We start from the raw sequence: 20480 nt of genomic DNA, 5'->3' as shown, positions 1-20480 counted from the left end.
CGGAGGTGATCTCATGCCGGTACAACCAAGCGGCAGACTGGAGCCGCTGCCTGCTTTAATTCAGGAAGCGCTCCCGCTGCTGCACAGACTGGCGGCTAACGGCTATCAAGCCTTTTTTGTCGGCGGCTGCGTCAGGGACGCGGCGGCGGGCAGGCCGCTTGCCGATGTCGATATTGCGACTTCCGCACTGCCGGCAGACGTTATGGAGTTGTTTCCGGATTCGATACCGACCGGTTTACAGCACGGCACCGTCACGGTAAAGACAGGCGGCAAACTGTATGAAGTGACGACGTTTCGCACCGAGAGCGGTTACGCCGATCACCGGCGGCCGCAGGAGGTTGAGTTTATCGCTGATCTGCACGGAGATCTGCTGCGCCGTGATTTTACCGTCAATGCGATGGCGCTCGATCCGAAAGGGACGATCATCGATCCTTTTCACGGGCTGGAAGATTTGCGCAGTGGCGTTATCCGCGCGGTTGGAACCCCCCGCTCACGGTTCACGGAGGATGCGCTGCGGATGATCCGCGCCATCCGTTTCGCTTCGGTGTTCGGCTTTTCCATTTCACACCGTACTTGGAAAGCGCTGCGGGAATGCGCTCCGCTGCTCCGTTATATTGCGATGGAACGGGTCGGAGCGGAGCTGGACAAAATGATGAAGGGGCCGTCCCCCGCATCGGCTGCAGCTTGGCTGCATGCCAGCGGACTGCTGTCGCATACGAAAGAGCCGCTGCCACCGGCCTTCACGGCAGCGCGTCCCGCCGCGCTGGGCGGATTGGCGCTGCTGCCCGATGCCGACGACCGCTGGGCGGCGCTGAGCCTTGCATTGGAAGCCGATTCCAAATCGGCTGGCCAATTGTTTAGAAGGTTAAAGTTTTCGAAGGCAAGGGCCGATGCGCTCATGAGTAAGCTTATTTTTCACGAAGCGGTCGACGCGGAGGCGAAGGAGTGGTGGTCGAATCCCGAACCGGACGACTTCAGCATGCGCAAGATGTGGGTGTCCGCGGCGCTTGCCTGCGGCATAACGGCTGTCCGCAGCTGGCTCGATATGACGGAGCGAATGACGCGATTGCCGGAGCGGCCGGAGCGGCTTGCCCGCTTGCGGCAGTGGACGATGCAGATTCCAGAGAACGGAGTTGCTTCGCTGAACGTGGACGGACGGGAAATTGCCGGCAAACTGCAGGAGCGGCCCGGACCGTGGCTTGGAGCGCTTATGAGGCGGCTGCTGCTGGAAGTGGCGATGGATCATGTAGCGAACGAGCGGGAGCCGCTGCTCGATTGGTGCAGGCAATGGAGCAGGGAGAAGGAGAACGAGCATCATGAACGTTGAACAAATGATCCGCTATTTTGAGCAGCATGACGGCGGATACGTTTCCGGCGAAGCGCTCAGCCAGGAGCTCAATGTAAGCCGGACGGCTGTGTGGAAGCAAATTCGCAAGCTGGAAGAAAAGGGATACCGTTTCGATGCGTCCCGTCGTCTCGGGTACCGGCTTCGGTCCAAGCCCGACAGCTTGTCGGCGGAGCGTATTCAGGAAAGGCTGACGACCGTTTCTTTCGGGCGGCGGATTCATCTGCTCGGCTCCGTCGACTCCACGCAAAACGTCGCGCGGCAGTTTGCCGAGGAAGAAGCTGCGGATGGAACGCTCGTCATTGCCGAACAGCAGCTGAGCGGACGAGGCAGAATGGGAAGACAGTGGGTATCGCCGGCAGGCAAGGGCGTCTGGATGAGCATGGTGCTGCGTCCGCGGCTGCCGATTCATTTTGCCCCCCAGCTGACGCTGCTTACGGCGGTTGCGCTTTGCCGCAGCCTGCGCACTTTGACGGGGCTCGATATCGGAATCAAATGGCCAAACGATCTGTTGATAGAGGGTAAAAAAATAAGCGGCATCTTGCTGGAATCGGCAGCCGAAGAAGAGCGTCTGCGCTATGTGATCGCCGGCATCGGCATCAGTGTCAATTTAGAGGAAGACGATTATCCGCAAGATTTGCTTCCGCGGGCTACTTCGCTGAGGATCGCTTCGGGGGCCGCTATCGACCGGACGGCCGTTATCGCTTCGTTCCTGAACGAATGGGAGCAGCTCTACCAAACGTATGAAAGCAGCGGATTTGAACCGGTTCGGTTGCTGTGGGAGGCGCTCAGCGTGTCGCTGCACAAGCCCGCGGTGCTGATTACGCCGCAGGGGAAGATCGAAGGCGTGCCGGTCGGGCTGCACGATGCCGGCGGACTGAAGGTGATCGAGAGCGACGGCACCGAAAGAACGGTGTTTTCGGCTGAGATGGGGGAACCGGAAAACCGGGACTAGCCGATCGGATAAACTGCGTGCACCCGGGAGTCTGACCCTCGATCGCCCGGCTGCCGGCGCATTTACGGGTTCCGTTTAATTTGCTATACTGAAGCTGACCTAAGGCGGTATCGGATCTCGAACCGCACTTGGAGTCAGGTGCCTTTAATACCGTAACAGTTGACGGAAGGCAATGCGTATTCTGCTCTGAGCCGCTTGGACCGAGACAGAAGGAAGCTTTGCGGGATGCAGATGTTCCTTTTTGGTTTGCGGACCTTTTACGCGGCGGCTAAAAGGTTTATTTGTGTTCAAACTATGATACACCCCGCCACTGAAGGCGGCGGTGGGAAGGGGACAAAGTGTCATGAGTCAACCGCTTACGATTACGAAGATGAAGAACATGAAAGAGCAGCGGCAGCCGTTAACGATGCTGACCGCTTACGATTACCCGTCCGCCAGGCTGGCGGAAGAAGCGGGAATAGATATGATTCTCGTCGGCGACTCGCTCGGGAACGTCGTGCTCGGTTACGACACCACGATTCCGGTAACGCTGGACGATATGGTTTATCATGCCCGATCCGTAGCGCGGGGCGCGCAGTCGACGTTCCGGGTGGTGGACATGCCGTTTATGACCGCCCGCATCAGCCGTGAGGAGACGTTGCGAGGAGCTGCGAGAATGATGCAGGAAGGCCATGCGCACGCGGTAAAGATTGAAGGCGGAGAAGATATAGCGGAGGAAGTGGCCGCTTGCGTCCGCGCCGGAATTCCGGTGATGGGCCATATCGGTCTTACGCCGCAATCCGTTCATCAGCTGGGCGGCTTTAAAGTGCAGGGCAAATGGGAAAAAGAAGCGGAAGCGCTCATTCGAGACGCCAAAGCACTCGAGCAGGCAGGCGCGTTTGCGGTTGTGCTGGAGCTTGTAACGGAGCCGCTGGCCGAAGCGATTACCTCTTCGATCGGCATTCCGACGATCGGCATCGGGGCGGGGCGCGGCGTCGACGGCCAAGTGCTCGTCTTCCACGACTTGATCCAATACGCCTCGCCGTACCGGCCGAAACGGTTTGTGAAGACATACGCGGACGTCGGCGGCACAATCCGCGAAGCGATCGGCCAATATGTGGGCGACGTAAGAAGCGGAGCTTTTCCCGAGGAAAAGCACGCCTTCCCGATGGAAAGCGTCATAATGAAGCAGCTTTACGGAGGAGGCGCAGCATTATGAGCGTAATGACGACAACAAGTCCGGCAGACCTTGTCACCGTCTGCCGCACGATCGACGATTTGAAGCAAAAGCTGCAGCAGCTCCGTTGGGCAAACGCGGCTCTGACCGTCGGCTTTGTGCCGACGATGGGCTATTTGCACGAAGGCCACGCCAGCTTGCTGCGCCGTTCCAAACGCGAAAACGATATTACCGTTTTGAGCATTTTCGTCAATCCGCTGCAGTTTGGGCCGGGCGAAGATTTGGACCGTTACCCGCGCGACGAGCAGCGCGATCTTCTTATCGCGGCTGAAGTGGGGGCCGATCTGGTGTTTATGCCGTCCGTTCAGGAAATGTACCCGGTCAAACCGCAAACAACGGTGCTCGTATCGGGAGTGACGGAAAGGCTGTGCGGCGCTTCCCGCCCCGGGCATTTCGACGGGGTAGGCACCGTTGTCAGCAAGCTGTTCAATATCGTTCAGCCCCGGCGCGCCTATTTCGGAATGAAGGATGCCCAGCAGGTTGCGGTTATTACGACAATGGTAAACGATTTGAATATGCCCATCGAGATCGTCCCTTGTCCGACGGTGCGCGAGGCCGACGGCCTCGCGCTCAGTTCGCGCAACAAGTATCTGTCTCCGGAAGAGCGGAGCCAGGCGCTCATTTTGTCCGCGACGCTCCGGCAGGCGCGGGAATGGATGCGGAAGCCGGATCTTACGGTTCAGGAATTAACAAGCCGCATTCATGCAAGCATCGCTTCGGCTCCGATGGCCGTGATCGATTATGCGGAAGTGCTGTATTATCCTTCTTTGGAGCAGCCGGACGGGGAGCAGCTGCTTTCGGGGCTGGAGCAGCCGCTTATTGTGGCGCTCGCCGTCAAATTTGGCGCGACGAGACTGATTGACAACATGATTATGAATCCGGCGAAAGGTGAGATCAGCAGCCATGTTTAGAACGATGATGAAATCGAAGCTGCACCGCGCGACCGTGACCGAAGCGAATTTGAACTATGTCGGCAGCATTACGATCGACGAAAATTTGATGGAAGCGGCGGATATTTGGGCCAACGAAAAGGTACAGATCGTCAATAACAACAACGGCGCCCGCTTGGAAACGTATGTCATTCCCGGCCCCCGCGGCTCGGGAGTCATTTGTTTGAACGGGGCGGCCGCAAGACAGGCTCAGCCGGGCGACACCGTCATCATTATTTCATATGCCGGCATGGCGGAGGATCAGGCTCGCGTCCACAAACCGAAAGTGATTATCCTGGATCAAAACAATGTGCCCGTGCAAACGATGACGGAAGAAATTCACGCCGTCACTTTATAAAGGATTGCCTGCAATCGCCGTGCCTGACTTATGCAAAGGCTGGCACCGGGTATGAAAACACCCGCCGAAACAAAGAATGAGGTTACCTGCAGGACCGTTTCCTAAGGACGGTTTTCGGGTTAGCAGGCGGCTTCATTCATTGATTTTCAACAAAGGCGGGTGCTGACAATGATTCAACACATGTTTACGGCGATGAACGACATGTTGAGCGGCATCATTTCCCGTTATCCCGGCGCAAATGAAGAACACAAGCGCGAATTATGCGAACAGCTTGCAATGCTCCGTTCCATGAGCGACAATTTTATCGAGTGCTGGCTGGAACTGGAGGAGAAGATGGCGGACTTTAGAGACGCCTATCCCGAAACGGCGGCTGCGATCGGAGCGGCTCTGACGCCTGCCGAGCTTGCAGAAGCCGGGACGGTACAGGCGGCTGCCGCCCCGTCTGCTAAAGGCGCGGCTGTTTCAGCCGAAGTGCCGCATCAAGCGGAAGCGGCGAAAGGCGCGCCCAAGAAGCAGGACAAGGCGGAACCGGCCGTCCTGTTCGCATCCTCCTCGCAAATTGCCGAGTATGTGGCCAAAGGGCAAGGATTTTTCAAATTATTTATGTTCCGGCAGGCCGCCGATCAATTCCAGCAGGCCGTCCATGAATCGCCGGAATGCAATTTGGCCCGTTTGTTTTTGGCGATGTCGCTCATGCACCTTCAGCAGTGGGGCGACGCGGAACGGCATTTCCGCCTGTTGGTGGAACTGACGGAACATCCGAAATGGCGGGCGCTTGGCCTTAATGCGCTGGGCTGCATTCAAGCGATCCGCCTTAATTTGGAATATGCCGAGCATTATTTTTTAAAAGCCCATCAGACCGATCCGAGCTTTACGGATCCGTTAAACAACTTAAAGTCATGCAAAGAAACTCCCGGTCAATTATCCCTTTATTTCGGGAGTGCGGAGCTGACTTGTCTGTGAGAGGAAGAACCAATCTCCATGAATTATGCGGTACTGGATTTGGAAACAACCGGCACAGGCGCCGATGACGATATGATTCAAGTGGGACTCGTACTGCTGGATGAAGAGATGAATGTCGTTCAGACGTTCAACTCGTTCGTCCGGCCGTCGGGTCCCATCCCTGCTTTTATTACACAGCTGACGGGAATTGACGATTCGATGGTGCAGGATGCCCCCGAAACGGACGAAATGCTCCTTTCGTTAATTCCGCTTCTTGACGATGCGGTGCTCGTGGCGCATAACGTCAGCTTTGACGCAGGCTTTTTGAACCGTGCGCTTGACCGCTGCGGCTATTCGTCCTTTACGGGACGAAGGCTCGATACGGTCGAAATGCTCCGTATGCTGTATCCGACGCTGAGCTCTTATCAGCTCGGCAGCGTATCGGAGCACTTCGGCATTCGCCACGACCAGCATCACCGGGCGGACAGCGACGCGATGGCGACGGCGATTCTGTTCTCTGAATGCGTCAAAAAAATCCGTTCCCTGCCACTGCTCACTTTGCAGCGCTTCGCCGGGTTTATGCGGGATGACGATTTGGCATGGTTTCTGCAGGAGGAATTGGCGCTCAGAGAAGCGGTGAATCCGATGGATCCCGATTCGCATAGTTATTTCCGGCAGTTCGCGCTTAAAGTGGGCGAATGGACGGAAGAAAAGCCGCCAAGAGACGCCGATGAAGATTCAGGCGCGCTCGACGGCGTATCGTTTGAGCAATATTTAAGCGGCGTGCAGGACAAATTCCGCTCTATTTTTCCCGATTATGAAGAACGGGAAGCGCAGCAAACGATGTTTCGCGAAGTCGAGGACGCTTTCCAGCAAAGCCGCCATCTGCTCATCGAAGCGGGAACGGGAACGGGCAAATCGCTCGGTTATTTGATACCGTCATTATATTATGGGGTAAAAGAAGAGAAAAAAATAATCGTCAGCACCCATACGATCAATTTGCAGGAGCAAATCCGGCAGCGTGATTTGCCGCTGCTGCAAGAAGTGCTTCCTTTTCCGTTCAAAGCGTCCGTCTTCAAAGGAAGAGGCAATTATCTTTGTCTGCGCAAATTTGAAAGTAAAATTCAGACAAACGATTTTGTTTCGCCCGCCGAAGACCGGCTGACGGCCGCCCAAATGACCGTCTGGCTCGGCGAGACGGAAACAGGGGACCAGGAAGAGCTGAACTTCGGCAACAAGGGCGGGGATTTCTGGGAAACGGTAGCCAGCGATGCCGATTCCTGCTTGAACCGGGCATGTCCGTGGTTCAAACGCTGCTTCTATCACCGCGCCAAACAGGAATCGAACATTTCCGATGTCGTCATTACGAACCATTCCATGCTGTTCACCGACATTCGCGCCGACAACCGGCTTCTTCCGACGTATGAATTTTTGGTCATCGATGAAGCGCATCATTTGGAGGAAGTAGCGGGCAAGCATCTTGGCTTGCAGCTTTCCTATTTTTCCCTTGTCAATTTCATTACCCGGATGGCAAAAGACTCCCGCAGCGGGCTGCTGCCGCAGCTGCGCTTAAGGATTGCGGGCGAGAGCGACGACAAAGTTCCCGCCTGGACGGAAACGATCGATACGATTGTGCCCGTTTTCGGAGAACTCAAGGAGATGTGGGACCGGCTGTTCGAAATGCTGTATCAGCTCGCCGGATCGTCACCGTCCGCACAAAGCGAAACCGGTCAGGCCGTATACCGGCTGCGCGCCGGGCAGCTGCCGAAGGGATGGGAAGCGATCGCCGCCGAGGAAGCGAATTTGTTTGCGGAGCTGAACTCTGCGGCCAAGACGCTGGAAAAGCTGTTTACGGAAATGAAAGACCGGCTGGACGATTCGTCGCTGCAGGGGACGCTGACCGATCTTAGCGGCGCGGTCAAAGACGCGGCCCGGCTGCGGGATGAGCTGCGCCTGTTCGTGCGGGCGGATAAGCCGGAAACGGTGTATTGGATCGAGGCGAGCGCGTCGTACCGCAGCAAGTCGGTCCATCTTTTTGCGGTTCCTGCAGACGTGAGCGAGCAGCTGCGGCAATATTTTTTCGATGTAAAAAAGAGTGTCGTCATGACGTCCGCAACGCTTTCCGTGCAGAAGTCATTTCAGTATGCTTGCGAGCAGCTCGGGCTGAACGTACTGGATGAGAAACGGCTGAAAACGGTGCAGTTGCCTTCTCCGTTTCAATACCGGGATCAGGCGCTTGTCATGATTCCGCGAAATTTTCCGGTCCTCAAGGGGGCCACGCCGGATCCGGCTTATTTAAGCGCGCTCGTCGATTCGCTCTCCGAAGCGGCGCGCGAAACGGGGGGCCGGATGCTTGTGCTGTTCACATCCTACCGGATGCTGAAGCAAGTATACGACCCGCTGAAAGATGCGCTGGCCGGCAGCGGCATCAACGTGCTCGGGCAAGGCATTGACAGCGGCAACCGGAGCAAGCTTACGAGACGGTTCCGGCAGCAGCCGGCGTCGGTCTTGCTCGGCACGAGCAGCTTCTGGGAAGGGGTCGACATTCCGGGCGACGCGCTGATTTGCCTGGCGATTGTCCGGCTGCCATTCCAGCCTCCGAATCAACCTCTGCAGGAAGCGAAAGCGGAGCTGCTGCAGGAGGCGAAGCAAAACCCGTTTATGAAGCTGTCGATTCCCCAGGCCGTCATCCGCTTCAAGCAAGGCTTCGGCAGGCTGATCCGGACCGCCAAAGATAAAGGGATTGTCCTGATCTATGATACCCGGGTAATCGAAACGTACTACGGCAAATATTTTCTTTATTCGCTTCCGGGTCCGAAGATCGAGCATATGCATGTCGGGCAGATGGTGCCGCGGATGAGAGAATGGCTGTCGGAGGAGCGAAAGGAGACGCAAACAGGACCATGAAGATGAGCAAAACGATATCCGAAGCCGTCGTACGGCGGCTTCCGGTCTATTTGCAGGTGTTGAACGAGCTTCTTTCGCGGGATGTGCAAACGGTATCTTCACAGGAGCTCGGCATGAAGCTGGAGCTCAATCCCGCTCAAATCCGCAAAGATCTTGCATATTTCGGCGAATTCGGCCGCAAGGGCATCGGCTACGACGTCACCTATTTGATCGAAAAAATCCGCCAAATATTAAAGCTCGACCAGACGCTGAACGTCGCGCTCGTCGGCGCAGGAAACCTCGGGCACGCCTTGTGCAATTACAATACTTACTTGAAGGACAACATGAAGATTACCGCCATCTTTGATGCCAGCCCGGACAAGATCGGGACCACGATCAACTCGCTTACGGTGCTGCCGATGGACAAGCTGAAGGAGACGGTCGAGCAGGGCCACATCCGGATCGGCATCATTACCGTCCCCGCATCCGAAGCGCAAAATGTAGCGGACCAATTCGTGGAAGCGGGCATTGAAGGGATTTTGAATTTTGCGCCGGCCGTATTGAAATCGACCGAGGACGTGCGGATTCATTACGCCGATTTCACGACGCAGCTGCTGAGCTTGGCTTATTATATGGACAGGGAAGGGACCGAATACGAATGAGCAAATGGATAATCGAGAACGGGACGTTCATTACGATGGATGAGAGCAACCCGCTAGTGAAAGGCTATCTTGTCGTGGAGGACGACAAGATCGTATATGTCGGGGAGGAGGCTCCCGAAGGATCGGAGCAAATCACGGACAAAGTGGACGGCCGCCGCCTCCTGTTCATGCCCGGACTTGTGAACACGCACGGCCATGCGGCGATGTCGCTGCTGCGCGGGTACTCAGACGATCAAAATCTGCAGGTATGGCTGCAGGACAAAATGTGGCCGATGGAAGCGAAGTTTACCGCTGCGGACGTCAAATGGGGAACGGCTCTGGCCGTTATCGAAATGCTGAAGAGCGGCACGACCGCCTTCGTCGATATGTACGACCGGATGGACGAAGTGGCGAAGGTGGTGGAGCAGGCCGGCTTGCGAGGAGTGCTGATGCGCGGCGCGATCGGGCTCTGTCCGCCCGAAGTGCAAAAGGAAAAGCTCGCAGAAGCGGTATCGTTCGCAAAGGACTGGAGAGGAGCGGCAGACGGGCGCATTACGACGATGATGTCTCCGCATGCTCCGTACACTTGTCCGCCCGCTTTCATTGAGCAGTTCGTCCAGGCCGCCCACGATCTCGATTTGCCGATGCATACGCATATGTCGGAAACGGCGGCCGAGGTCGAGCAGAACGTGCGCGATTACGGCTGCCGTCCGGTGGAGCATTTGGATAAGCTCGGCATGTTTTCGCGCCCGTCGTTCGTGGCGCACGGCGTTCATTTGACCGATGAGGAAATCGCCCTGCTCGCGGAGCGGGGAGTCGGTGTTTCCCACAACCCGGCAAGCAATTTGAAGCTGGCGAGCGGCGTCGCCCGCGTGCCGGAGCTGCTGCGCGCCGGAGTAACCGTCTCGCTCGGAACGGACAGCGCTGCCAGCAACAACAACCTCGATCTGTTCGACGAAATCCGCCTCGCTGCGCTGATCCATAAAGGCGCCGGCTTCGACCCGACGGTCGTGCCGGCTGCTGAAGCGCTGCGCATGGCGACGGTGTACGGCGCCCGCACGATCGGTCAAGGCGATAAGCTTGGGGTGCTCAAGCCCGGCATGAAGGCCGATTTGATTGCGCTGGATACGGATCAACCGCATTTTTATCCGCAAAGCGATATGGTTTCGCATTTGGTCTATTCCGCTTCCGGCCGCGACGTTGCGCACGTATGGGTAGACGGCCGCCAGGTTGTGAAGGGCGGAAAATGCACGCTGCTCGACGAGGAGCGGATTAAATATGAAGCTCAGCAATGTTTTGAAAGGCTGTTGAACGGCTGATGAGGTCGGATTACAAACGGCCGCCGCTCATGTCGCGCACCAAGTGGACGGTGCTCATTACTGTTCTCGCATTGATCATCGTCTTGCTGCTCAATGCAGAGTATCGTTCGATGCAGGCGCCGCGCTGGAGCGAAGAAGCTCAAATAATGGCCGAAGTCAAGCAAAAAGCAAGCTTGGCTTCCGTAGATGAGGCGCACAAATATGTGTGGGACCGGACAGTATGGGTGACTCGCGGCGTGAACGGCTCCGGCGAAGCGTTCTACATTTGGTATGGAGACGGGAAGGTGCTGAGCACCATTCCGGCTTCGGAAGCCCAAACGGCGAAGAGCATCCGCGACCGGCTGCTTGCGCAAAGTCCGGACGTGGACATTACCCATTCGATCTCCGGCATGATTAATGGGGAGCCCGCGTGGGAATTGCTCTATTCCCGCATCGAGAACGGGGCGCGCAAATATTTCTACGATTTCTACGATTTCCGCAGCGGAAATTTGATTGAGACTTATAGACTGCCGGCAAAATATTCAACCTGACGTTTCCTGATATTACACGCCCCCCGCCGCTGGCGCTATGGTATACTTTCCTTATTGCAGCTCAACTATACTTTTATTTTTCAACAATGATATACTAGAGTATAGCAATTGTAATATACCGATTAGCCGCGAATAAGTCGGCTACCAGGCAGGAAGGGGGCATTATTCATCATGTTGAAGCTGAAGCTGCTGCCCGTGTTTACGACGATGATCGTAACCGCTGCTTTATTGTTCGGCGGCTGGTATCTGTATGAGCATACGGCGGTAGAAAGACCGCTGGTGAAAGCGATCGGTTCGCTTCCCGGTGTGGAATCGGTCAAGCCGGTCGTAGGCACGGATACGGTTACGGTCAACTTGACGCTCGGCAGCGATGCGGATCTCCGTTCTTTATACGAGGAGATTGCGGAGAAAGGCAAGAACGCGATTGGCGGCCGTAAGCTGAATCTGGACATTACGAGCGAATCCAGCGCCAAGCTGGATCAGATCTGGTCGGGTGAGCTGTTCACCATTGCGGAAGCGATGGAGAGCAGGCGCTATTCGGAAATACCTGCAGCGATGGAGAAGCTGGAACGGACGCACAAAGGACTTGTTGTCACGTCGGATATGGACGATAAGAATGTATATATTACGATGAAACTGGACTCGGCCGTCAAATATATCGTACTGCCGAGAATCGGCGACAAGATAGGAGTGTGGCCTGGTGCGTAAGTATAAATGGGAAATACTGGCCGGTTTCGTTCCTGTACTGCTCCTGTTCTTACTCACTCGCGGCATTAATATTTTACCGATTGTGTTCGCCATTTTGATGGCCGGCGGCATCTTTTATGTGCTGCGCTCCAGAGGACAGCTTGCCGCTGCGGGAGGCGCGCGCGAATCGAAAGGAAAAGCTCCGGCCGTCCTGTCGTTTGACGATATCGGCGGACAGGAGCGCCCGAAGCAGGAGCTGATTGAAGCGCTTGATTTTCTCGTTCGCCATGAGGAAATCGCCAAATTCGGCATCCGGCCGCTGAAGGGCATACTGCTGACCGGTCCGCCGGGAACGGGGAAGACGCTGCTTGCCAAAGCCGCCGCTCATTATACGGACTCGATTTATGTCGCCGCATCCGGCAGCGAATTTGTGGAAATGTATGTTGGCGTCGGCGCCGGACGGATCCGCGACCTGTTTAAGGAAGCACGCAAAAAGGCGTCGAAGGCGGGCAAGGCAAGCGCCGTCATTTTCATTGACGAGATCGACGTCATCGGCGGCAAGCGCGACGGCGGCCAGCATCGCGAATACGATCAAACGCTCAATCAGCTGCTGACGGAGATGGACGGCATTCATACGAACGAATCGCCGCGCATTCTGCTCATCGCCGCCACCAACCGCAAGGAAATGCTGGACAGCGCGCTGCTGCGTCCGGGCCGCTTCGACCGCCATATCGGCGTCGATCTGCCGGATAAGAAAGGGCGTTTGCATATTTTGAATATTCATGGCCGCAACAAGCCGCTGGCTAAAGATGCCAGTCTTGAACGGGTAGCGGAAGAATCGTTCGGATTTTCCGGCGCCCAGCTGGAAAGCGTCATGAATGAAGCGGCCATTTATGCGCTCCGCGAAGCGAAGCCGCTCATCGGCCAGCAGCATTTGTCGATGGCGATCGACAAAGTGATGATGGGCGAGAAGACCGACCGTGAAGCGACAAACGAAGAGCGGGAACGCGTTGCCATTCATGAGCTTGGCCACGCGATCGCCGCCGAGATGGTCCGCCCCGGGAGCGTGTCGCAGGTGGCGCTTTCCCCGCGCGGACAGGCGCTGGGCTACGTCCGGCACAACCCGCAGCAGGACCGTTACCTGTACACGCAGGATTTCCTCGAAGCGCAAATTATGATCGCGCTTGGAGGAGCGGCTGCGGAAGAAATGTTTTACGGAGGCCGCAGCACCGGCTCGCGCGGCGATTTCGACCAGGCGATGAGCATCGTACGCACGATGGTGGAATCGGGGCTCACCGAGCTCGGCATCATTGACGCCAGCATGATGACGCCCGACGGCTGGGCAAAAGTGACAAGCTCCATTTTGGACGGGTTAATGGATCGGACGAAACGGATGCTTGCCGAACAGCGCGATTTGTTTATGCATTCGCTCGGCATCCTCATCACCGAAGAAACGCTGCACGGCGACCGTTTCCGCGATATGATGACTTCATCCGGGATTCAAAGCGCGTAACGCAGCCGTATGGGGTGTTAACCGTTGACCCGACAAGCTGCAGCGCTCCTTTTTATCTTGAATATTCACAAATAAAACAAAAATAGCGGCATAATCCGCGAAAAACGGTTCAAATTTCGACAATCTTAAGACGGACGCTTTGTCCGTCTTCTTTTTTTCGTCAAAACGTTATAAACTTATGGGATAAGGGCTTAAGATTTCAATGGTGTGGCAACTTAAAGAGAGAAACCCGCAAAGAGGAGAATGACAGTGACTGTACGTAAAGTAGGCGTTATCGGAGCCGGCACAATGGGACAAAGCATTGCTGAAATGCTGGCTTACAAAGGATTGGATGTTTATCTGCTTGAGCAGACGAAAGAAAAGCTGAACTACAGCATTTCGATGATCGAAATGAGCCTTGATAAGCAAATTGAAAAATGGGCTCTCACGCAGGCGGAGAAGAAGCTTATTCTTAACCGGATTAACCGCTGCGAAGCGATGGAGGAGCTGTCGGATTGCGAGCTTATTATTGAGACCGTGTCCGAAGAATTGGAACGGAAAAAGAGCGTGTTCCAGCAAATCGACCGCATCGTAGGACCGGACGTCATTCTGGCAAGTAACACGTCGACGCTTAGCTTGACGGAGCTCGCCAGTGTAACGGCACACCCTGAACGGGTTATCGGCATGCACTTTGTTTATCCCGTGTTCAAGGTGGACGTGGTCGAGATTGTGCGCGGCCTGAAAACGTCCGACTCGACGTTTGACCGGACGAAACAATTTGTGGAACAGGTTATTGATAAAAAAGGCGTCATGGTGTTTGAATCGCCCGGATTTATTACGACGCGCCTCATTTGCCTTTTCATTAACGAAGCCCTTCATGTACTCGAGGAAGGAACCGCCTCGGTTGAAGATATTGACAGTGCGATGCGAATCGGCTATTCGTTCCAGCACGGGCCGTTCGAAATGGCGGACCGGTTCGGGCTCGATTCCGTTGAAGCCGCTCTGGAGACAATGTTCCGCGAATATGGGGAGCTGAAGTACCGGCCATCGTTTATATTGAAAAAAATGGTGCGTGCAGGCCAGCTCGGCGTCAAATCGGGCGCAGGGTTTTTCCAATATGATAAGGATGGGGACCGGACATGAAAATACTCGTAATCAATGCAGGCAGTTCATCGCTAAAATATCAGCTTTATAACATGACCGACGAGTCCGTTCTGGCCAGCGGCCGCGTGGAGCGGATCGGGATGGATTCTTCCATCGTCACACATGAGCCGGCAGGCAAACCGGAAGTGCGGTCCGTAAGCGAAATTCTCGAGCATACGACGGCCGTGCGCCGCGTGATGGACATGCTTACCGATCCGGAAGTCGGTGTGCTTGCTTCCATTAATGAAATCGACGCGGTCGGACACCGGATCGTGCACGGCGGCGAAACATTCCGCGAGTCTGCGCTGGTGACTCCGGAAGTCAAGCTTGAAATCCGCAATCTGTTCGATCTGGCTCCGCTTCACAATCCGGCTCACATGATGGGCATTCAGGCGGTTGAAGCGGTGCTCACAGGCGTGCCGCAGGCGGTCGTATTCGATACGGCATTTCATCAGACGATGCCGCAATCATCTTACTTATACCCGATTCCGATGGTGCTGTACAAGCGCCACAAAATCCGCCGTTACGGCTTCCACGGCACTTCCCACGCTTACGTCAGCGACAAGGCGGCGAAGGTGCTCGGCAAGCCGCTGGAGTCGCTCAAGCTGGTCAGCTGCCATATCGGAAACGGCGCTAGCTGTACGGCCGTTCTGGAAGGCAAGTCGTATGACACGAGCATGGGGATGACGCCGCTCGAAGGACTGATGATGGGTACGCGCAGCGGGGACCTTGATCCGGCGATCGTGCCGTATACGATGAATAAAGAAGATCTGACGCTCAGCGAAGTCAATTCGATGCTTAACAAGCACAGCGGCTTGATGGCGATCTCGGGCCTTAGCAGCGACATGCGGGAAATTACGGATGCGATGAAAGAAGGCGACAGCCACGCGCAGCTGGCTTTTGATATGTATACGTACCGCGTACGCAAATATATCGGAGCATATGCGGCGGCAATGAACGGCATCGATACGCTTGTATTTACGGCGGGCGTCGGCGAGAATAGCGCCGTACTCAGAGAAACGGTCTGCAGCGGCTTGACGTTCCTCGGACTTGAGCTTGATCCGGAGCTGAATGCCCAGCGCAGCAAAGAAGCGCGCATCATTTCCACCCCGGATTCCCGGGTGAGCGTACTTGTCGTGCCGACGAATGAGGAATTGATCATTGCGCGCGATACGTTCAAGCTGGTATCGGCTGAAGCATAAACCGACAATTAGGCAGCAATAGATGAACGATGCCGGACCATGCGCCGATAGGTTATTAACGCTGCGCGCATGCTCCGGCATTTTAATGTTACAAAAAGGTGCGGATGAATTTATGAGTGACATCTTGAAAGCGTACGCCCGGGGAATGACGGCAATGCTGGGGGAACGAGGCGTCTACATACCGCATCTGCTGCTCCGCTCTTATCGGGAATTGGGATTGACGGATACGGATGCGATGCTGCTGCTGCAGCTGATGGCGTTCCGGGAAGCGGAAAGCAAGGAATTTCCGACGCCGGAGGAGATCGCTCACCGGCTCGGCACTTCGCCGAAGACGGTCGTGCAGCTGCTTGGCAAGCTGATGAAGGACGGACTGCTGGAAATCGACGAAGCGCTCGATCCCGTCTCCGGTATCCTCTACGAGCGCTATAACTGGAGCGGATGGCTGCAGCGGGCGGCTCTATGGGCGGCCGAAGAGGAGCTTGCAGAAGGTGAAACGGCGCAGCGGGAATTGGGCTCCGGAGGCGGCAAAAGGACGGCGTCCGCAGCTTTCCAACCGCTGCACGGCGAGCAGATGCAAACGGGCGGCGATATGTTCACGCTGTTCGAGCAGGAATTCGGCCGTCCTCTTTCGCCGATGGAATGTGAGACGATCAGCGGCTGGCTCGATCAAGACCGCTATCCCGACGAGCTGATCCGCTTTGCGCTGAAGGAAGCGGTTTTCGCAGGAAAGCTCCATTTTCGCTATATCGACCGGATATTACTGGAATGGAGCCGCAACCGGGTGAACAGCGTCGAGGAAGCGCGCGCCCATGCGGCGAAGTTCCGCGGGGGCAGAGGCTGAAGCGGATTGAGCTCGTCCTAAATATAACAAAAGAGGAGCTCCTGTTCCGCTGGCAAAGCAGCGGAACAGGAGCTCCTTTCCTTTTCTCGCTAAACCAGCGCAGAGTCGGGGATCCTTATCGCTAAACCTGCGATTGTGCAGGTATTATCGATCCAAATTGCCTATCTGGAGGGAAAACCTTCGAGATGGTGCAGGAATTCCCAGGTTTTATCGCCCGAACGAAAGATGGGACCGACAAAAAAAGTATATTTGCAGGAATTTTAACTCCAGTCTAAAAATAAAAAGAAAAAAGATGTACGAGCGAACGCATGCTTTTGAAAAGTCGCCCTTCGTGCAGAGCGATAAAAACGAACGAACCGGCCAAGGATAGCTCCTTGATCGGTTCGTTTACGTTTTTGAAGCAGAAGGGCTTGAAACCCGACATAAAGCCTGCTTATGGGACAGCCTCTTATTAAAGGCCGCTCAGCGGGAACGGTTCAGCAGCTCCCACCGGTAAACATATTCAAAAATAAACTCAAACGCTTCGAGGTGGCGCTTCGCTTCGAACGCGTTTTTACCCCATGCGTAAATGCCGTGCTTGCGCAGCATAATTCCGGGAATGTCGTGCTGCAGACGCTCTGTAATTTCCGGAACGATGCGCGGAATATCGGCGAAGTTGGAGACGATCGGAATGTCGATGTGCGCTTCCTCTTCCCAATTTCCGAGCCCTTTGATCAATTCGACGCCGTCCACCGGAACCGATTTGCGGTCCCAGAACCATTCCGAAATGACGTTGTTGAACACGGTATGCACATGAAAAATGGCTCCGCAGCCGGTTAACCGGTAAATTTCGCAGTGGATGAGCGTCTCCGCAGACGGTTTAAGCGAGGTCGGCTCGCTCGGCTTCCCGCTTTGGTCCACCAGCAGAAAATCTTCGGGCGTTTGCTGCGACTTGTCTTTGCCGCTGGCCGTAATGGCGAATTGGAACTGCTCTGGCGAAAAATCGCCCACACGTACGGACAGGTTGCCGCTCGTTCCGGCGAACCAATTGCGCTGCGAGAAGAGCGCCTTCACCTCGTGAAGCTGCGCGTAAGCGCGCTGTTTTTCTTCCAGTGTAATGACTGCATGACTCATCGTACCGTAGTCCTTTCCTGCTCCAGATGGGCAATGATATCGTGGAACGTTTCAAATTCGACATGAGGGAGTCCAAGCTCCCGGCATTTCTCGGTCAAATGCGAGCGGGAAAAAACAAGCTCTGCCAGCTTCGCGCCTTCAAAGTCGGTTACGCTGTCCCCGATCAAAATCCTTTCGAAGTGCTCCTGCGGGAACCGCCGGATAACGGCCGGCTTGCACATGCCGCAGCCGCCGCTTGCACATTCGTCGTCGCAGGAGTGGGGCCACGTAATTTCAATCCTTTCGCCGCTGAAATCGCTGCCGTTGCAGTAAATATGGTCTTCGGGAATGCCGAATTGCGCCAGCAGCGGATAAACGAAGAAATCGATGCCGCCGCTCGTGACATAAAATTCAATGTCTTGGCGTTTGCAGTATGCGAGCAGATCGGCGAAACCGGCGCGGATCGTTGCATTGCCGATCGCATAATCGACCACTTCCTTCTTCATGGAAGCGGGGAGCAGGCGGAACAAAGCGCCTACACCCTGTTGAATCGTGATGCGCTGCTGAATAATGTCGTCGACAATCGCTTCCCAGCCTTCCGGATTAAAATGCTTGATGACCGCCACAATGTTGTCATTGACCGTAATCGTCCCGTCGAAATCGCAAAAAATAACTTTTTTTCGATCCGTACTCATGCTTCCTTCACGCCCCATGCGTCAATCGCCGCTCTCAACGGTTCATGGCCCGGCTCTCCGGCCGCTTCCGCCAGCGGCACGCCTTTCAAAGCGGCCGCGATGGCCTGGCGGAACGCCTCGCCGCCGGCTGCGGTACCGAGCGGATGGCCGTGAATGCCGCCGCCGGCGTTGACGACAACGTCCGATCCGAAGTCGCGCAAAATGAGCGGCACAAGTCCCGGATGAATGCCGGCGGAAGGAACCGGGAAGCTTGTCCGCAACGTTGACAGCGGATGAAGCAGCGCTTCTTTGACGGCCATATTTTCCTCTTTCGGCATGACGACGGAGCCGTAAGGGGAAGGGAACAGCACGAGATCGGCTCCCGCGAGCCGCATTAGCTTGCCGAGCAGCACCGGTGCGGCGATGCCGTAATGCGGCGAAGGGTAGAGCGCGCCGGCAAGCGCCGGATGCGCGGCGATCGGGATGTTGACTTCCGGGTCGCTGCTCAGCTCATGCAGCGTATCGTAGCCGTAAGCGAGCACGTTGAGCAGCAGCGCGTTAGCACCGGCTGAGATCGCTTTGCGCGCCTGCGCAGCCAGCTTGGAAGCCGGACCGGTCAGGTTGACCGCGTAGAGCAGCTTTTGTCCGGTCTGTGCGGACGCGCGCCGCGCCGCTTCCATGCACGTTTCAACCCGTTTCTCGAGCGGGGTAAGCGGATTTTCGAACAAAATCTCGTCATCTTTGATCAGATCGACGCCGCCGAGCGCCTGCTTGTAAAACTGCTCTTGCAGCCCGTCGAGATCATGGCCGATGACCGATTTGAAAATGCTCATCAGCAGCGGACGGTCGTGCACGCCAAGCAGCTCCCGAACACCTTCCAGGCCGAACTTCGGACCCGGAAAAGCGGTCAGAAAATCGCCCGAGACGTCGATGTCGGTCAATTTGATCCGTCCGTCCATCGACAGTTTGCCGAATATGGTGACGAGCAGCGCCGGAATATCGCGGCTGAAGTTGATGTCGGGATACGCGATGCGGATGTCCGCATAACGCTCTCCCGGACGGTCCGTTTCGTGCACTTCCACGGAAACGACGCGGCCCAAATGTTTTTCCATCTCCGCTTTGCGCGCTTCCGGAAGGTCGGTCCAGCTGCCGACCGTCAGTCCGACGGCGATCGACAGCGCTTTTTTATGAAAATCGGCTTTATCGTCGTAGCAGCGGTATGTTGCGGTGCAATATCCGTTCAATCGCTCGCTCATTCACCGGCGCTCCTTTCAATTTCAGCTCCCAATTCGCGGGCTCTGTTCATGCACCGTTCCATCGCATGCATGAAAGCTTCGGAGAAGCGGTGCGATTCAAGCGTCTCGATCGCAGCCTGGGTCGTACCGTTCGGCGACGTCACTTTGCGGCGCAGCTCCGCCGGCTCTTCGCCGGTTTCGATCACCATATGCGCCGCGCCGAGCACCGTTTGAAGCGTCAGTTCGCGCGCCGCCTGCGGCGAAAGGCCGAGCTTCTGACCCGCAGCCATCATCGTCTCCATCATATAGTAAATATAAGCCGGACCGCTGCCCGATACGGCGGTAACCGCATCGAGCTGCGGCTCTTCGACGACTGCCGTCATTCCGACGGCCCGGAACAGCTCTTCGGCCAGATCGCGCTGATGTGCGCTTACCGCATCCGAAAATGAAAGGCCGGTCGCCCCCAAGCCAACTGTTGCGCTCGTATTGGGCATCGTGCGGATAACAGGCACGGTTTGCCCAAGGAGCCGTTCAATGGTCCGGATTGGTAATCCGGCGATGAGCGAAACGATCATTTGGCGGCCGTTCAGAAGAGGAGCCAGCGTGCGGAGCGATTCCGCCGCGTCCTTCGGTTTTATGGCCAGGAAGATGATATCGGCGCTTTGCAGCATTTTTTCTTTGTCACTTTGCTCCAAAGCCGTATATACGCCGTATTGGTTCCGCAGCTGTTCCAGCCGCTCGGCGTTGCTCCGGTTAAACATGCCGATTTGACCGGGCGTTGTCAGTCGCTTATGAAGCAGCCCTTTCACAATCGCCTCCGCCATCGATCCCGCTCCGTAGAAGACGAGGCTGAGACCGGAAACACCCGTTCTCTGTACCGAGTCCGCTTCGGTTATGGAATTTATAGTCATTGCCGTTCCTCCTTGCAGGAAGCCTTTTATTGTTAATGCAAAAGCTAAATCGTATCCGGCGGGTTCGCCATAATTTTCAGCT

At 56.0% G+C, this 20480-nt stretch carries 19 protein-coding genes; 15 read left to right on the top strand and 4 right to left on the bottom strand.

Annotated features, from left to right (window positions below; all coding sequences use genetic code 11):
- The first annotated feature begins 13 nt into the window (after nt 1–13).
- The 15 genes from VN24_RS24565 to VN24_RS24495 all read left to right on the top strand — a co-directional run bounded on the left by VN24_RS24565 (nt 14) and on the right by VN24_RS24495 (nt 16486).
- The gene (locus VN24_RS24565; RefSeq protein ID WP_045672562.1) at nt 14–1327 is read left to right on the top strand and encodes a CCA tRNA nucleotidyltransferase; all 1314 of its coding nucleotides are present in this window, start codon (nt 14–16) and stop codon (nt 1325–1327) included.
- A complete protein-coding gene (locus VN24_RS24560; RefSeq protein ID WP_045672561.1) occupies nt 1317–2300 on the top strand; it encodes a biotin--[acetyl-CoA-carboxylase] ligase in 984 nt (327 codons plus the stop codon). The genes VN24_RS24565 and VN24_RS24560 overlap by 11 nt, the downstream gene beginning before the upstream one ends.
- A gap of 343 nt (nt 2301–2643) precedes the next feature.
- A complete protein-coding gene (gene panB / locus VN24_RS24555; protein ID WP_045672560.1) occupies nt 2644–3498 on the top strand; it encodes a 3-methyl-2-oxobutanoate hydroxymethyltransferase in 855 nt (284 codons plus the stop codon).
- Entirely contained in the window at nt 3495–4427 is a 933-nt protein-coding gene (gene panC / locus VN24_RS24550) for a pantoate--beta-alanine ligase (protein ID WP_238590770.1), read from the top strand. Before panB ends, panC begins: the two co-directional genes overlap by 4 nt.
- Nucleotides 4420–4803: an aspartate 1-decarboxylase gene (gene panD / locus VN24_RS24545; RefSeq protein ID WP_045672559.1), complete on the top strand. Its 384-nt coding sequence runs from the start codon at nt 4420–4422 to the stop codon at nt 4801–4803. The genes panC and panD overlap by 8 nt, the downstream gene beginning before the upstream one ends.
- A 168-nt stretch (nt 4804–4971) precedes the next feature.
- Nucleotides 4972–5766: a tetratricopeptide repeat protein gene (locus VN24_RS26635; protein ID WP_052703140.1), complete on the top strand. Its 795-nt coding sequence runs from the start codon at nt 4972–4974 to the stop codon at nt 5764–5766.
- Nucleotides 5767–5784: 18 nt separating this feature from the next.
- Entirely contained in the window at nt 5785–8652 is a 2868-nt protein-coding gene (gene dinG, locus VN24_RS24535) for an ATP-dependent DNA helicase DinG (protein WP_045672558.1), read from the top strand.
- Entirely contained in the window at nt 8649–9293 is a 645-nt protein-coding gene (locus VN24_RS24530; RefSeq protein ID WP_045672557.1) for a redox-sensing transcriptional repressor Rex, read from the top strand. Before dinG ends, VN24_RS24530 begins: the two co-directional genes overlap by 4 nt.
- Complete coding sequence (locus VN24_RS24525; protein ID WP_045672556.1) at nt 9284–10591, top strand: amidohydrolase; 1308 nt, start codon at nt 9284–9286, stop codon at nt 10589–10591. Before VN24_RS24530 ends, VN24_RS24525 begins: the two co-directional genes overlap by 10 nt.
- Nucleotides 10591–11121 (top strand): cell wall elongation regulator TseB-like domain-containing protein, encoded by a 531-nt coding sequence (locus tag VN24_RS24520; protein ID WP_045672555.1) that lies wholly within the window; start codon nt 10591–10593, stop codon nt 11119–11121. Before VN24_RS24525 ends, VN24_RS24520 begins: the two co-directional genes overlap by 1 nt.
- Before the next feature lie 171 nt (nt 11122–11292).
- A complete protein-coding gene (locus VN24_RS24515; protein WP_052703139.1) occupies nt 11293–11829 on the top strand; it encodes a hypothetical protein in 537 nt (178 codons plus the stop codon).
- On the top strand, nt 11822–13321 hold the full coding sequence (locus VN24_RS24510) for an AAA family ATPase (RefSeq protein WP_045672554.1): 1500 nt from the start codon (nt 11822–11824) through the stop codon (nt 13319–13321). Before VN24_RS24515 ends, VN24_RS24510 begins: the two co-directional genes overlap by 8 nt.
- A gap of 249 nt (nt 13322–13570) precedes the next feature.
- Nucleotides 13571–14443 carry a 3-hydroxyacyl-CoA dehydrogenase family protein gene (locus VN24_RS24505; RefSeq protein WP_148505302.1) on the top strand — a complete coding sequence of 291 codons (873 nt, stop codon included), beginning with the start codon at nt 13571–13573 and terminating at the stop codon, nt 14441–14443.
- The gene (locus VN24_RS24500; RefSeq protein WP_045672552.1) at nt 14440–15645 is read left to right on the top strand and encodes an acetate/propionate family kinase; all 1206 of its coding nucleotides are present in this window, start codon (nt 14440–14442) and stop codon (nt 15643–15645) included. The genes VN24_RS24505 and VN24_RS24500 overlap by 4 nt, the downstream gene beginning before the upstream one ends.
- A gap of 112 nt (nt 15646–15757) precedes the next feature.
- The gene (locus VN24_RS24495; protein WP_045673678.1) at nt 15758–16486 is read left to right on the top strand and encodes a DnaD domain-containing protein; all 729 of its coding nucleotides are present in this window, start codon (nt 15758–15760) and stop codon (nt 16484–16486) included.
- A gap of 462 nt (nt 16487–16948) precedes the next feature.
- On the opposite strand, the gene mtnB is transcribed toward VN24_RS24495, so the two are convergent.
- From mtnB to proC, 4 genes are read right to left on the bottom strand one after another with little or no spacing between them, the layout of a single operon-like run.
- Entirely contained in the window at nt 16949–17599 is a 651-nt protein-coding gene (mtnB, locus tag VN24_RS24490) for a methylthioribulose 1-phosphate dehydratase (RefSeq protein ID WP_045672551.1), read from the bottom strand.
- The gene (locus VN24_RS24485; RefSeq protein ID WP_045672550.1) at nt 17596–18273 is read right to left on the bottom strand and encodes a 2-hydroxy-3-keto-5-methylthiopentenyl-1-phosphate phosphatase; all 678 of its coding nucleotides are present in this window, start codon (nt 18271–18273) and stop codon (nt 17596–17598) included. Before VN24_RS24485 ends, mtnB begins: the two co-directional genes overlap by 4 nt.
- Nucleotides 18270–19508 (bottom strand): 2,3-diketo-5-methylthiopentyl-1-phosphate enolase, encoded by a 1239-nt coding sequence (locus VN24_RS24480; RefSeq protein WP_193790086.1) that lies wholly within the window; start codon nt 19506–19508, stop codon nt 18270–18272. Before VN24_RS24480 ends, VN24_RS24485 begins: the two co-directional genes overlap by 4 nt.
- Nucleotides 19505–20398 (bottom strand): pyrroline-5-carboxylate reductase, encoded by an 894-nt coding sequence (gene proC, locus VN24_RS24475; protein WP_082084122.1) that lies wholly within the window; start codon nt 20396–20398, stop codon nt 19505–19507. Before proC ends, VN24_RS24480 begins: the two co-directional genes overlap by 4 nt.
- Nucleotides 20399–20480 lie beyond the last annotated feature (82 nt).

Origin of the sequence: Paenibacillus beijingensis (assembly GCF_000961095.1) — a bacterium.
In the GTDB taxonomy this organism is placed as follows: Bacteria; Bacillota; Bacilli; order Paenibacillales; family Paenibacillaceae; genus Paenibacillus_O; species Paenibacillus_O beijingensis.
Note: the sequence above shows the minus strand (reverse complement) of the source record. Positions and strands in the feature narration are given on the sequence as shown.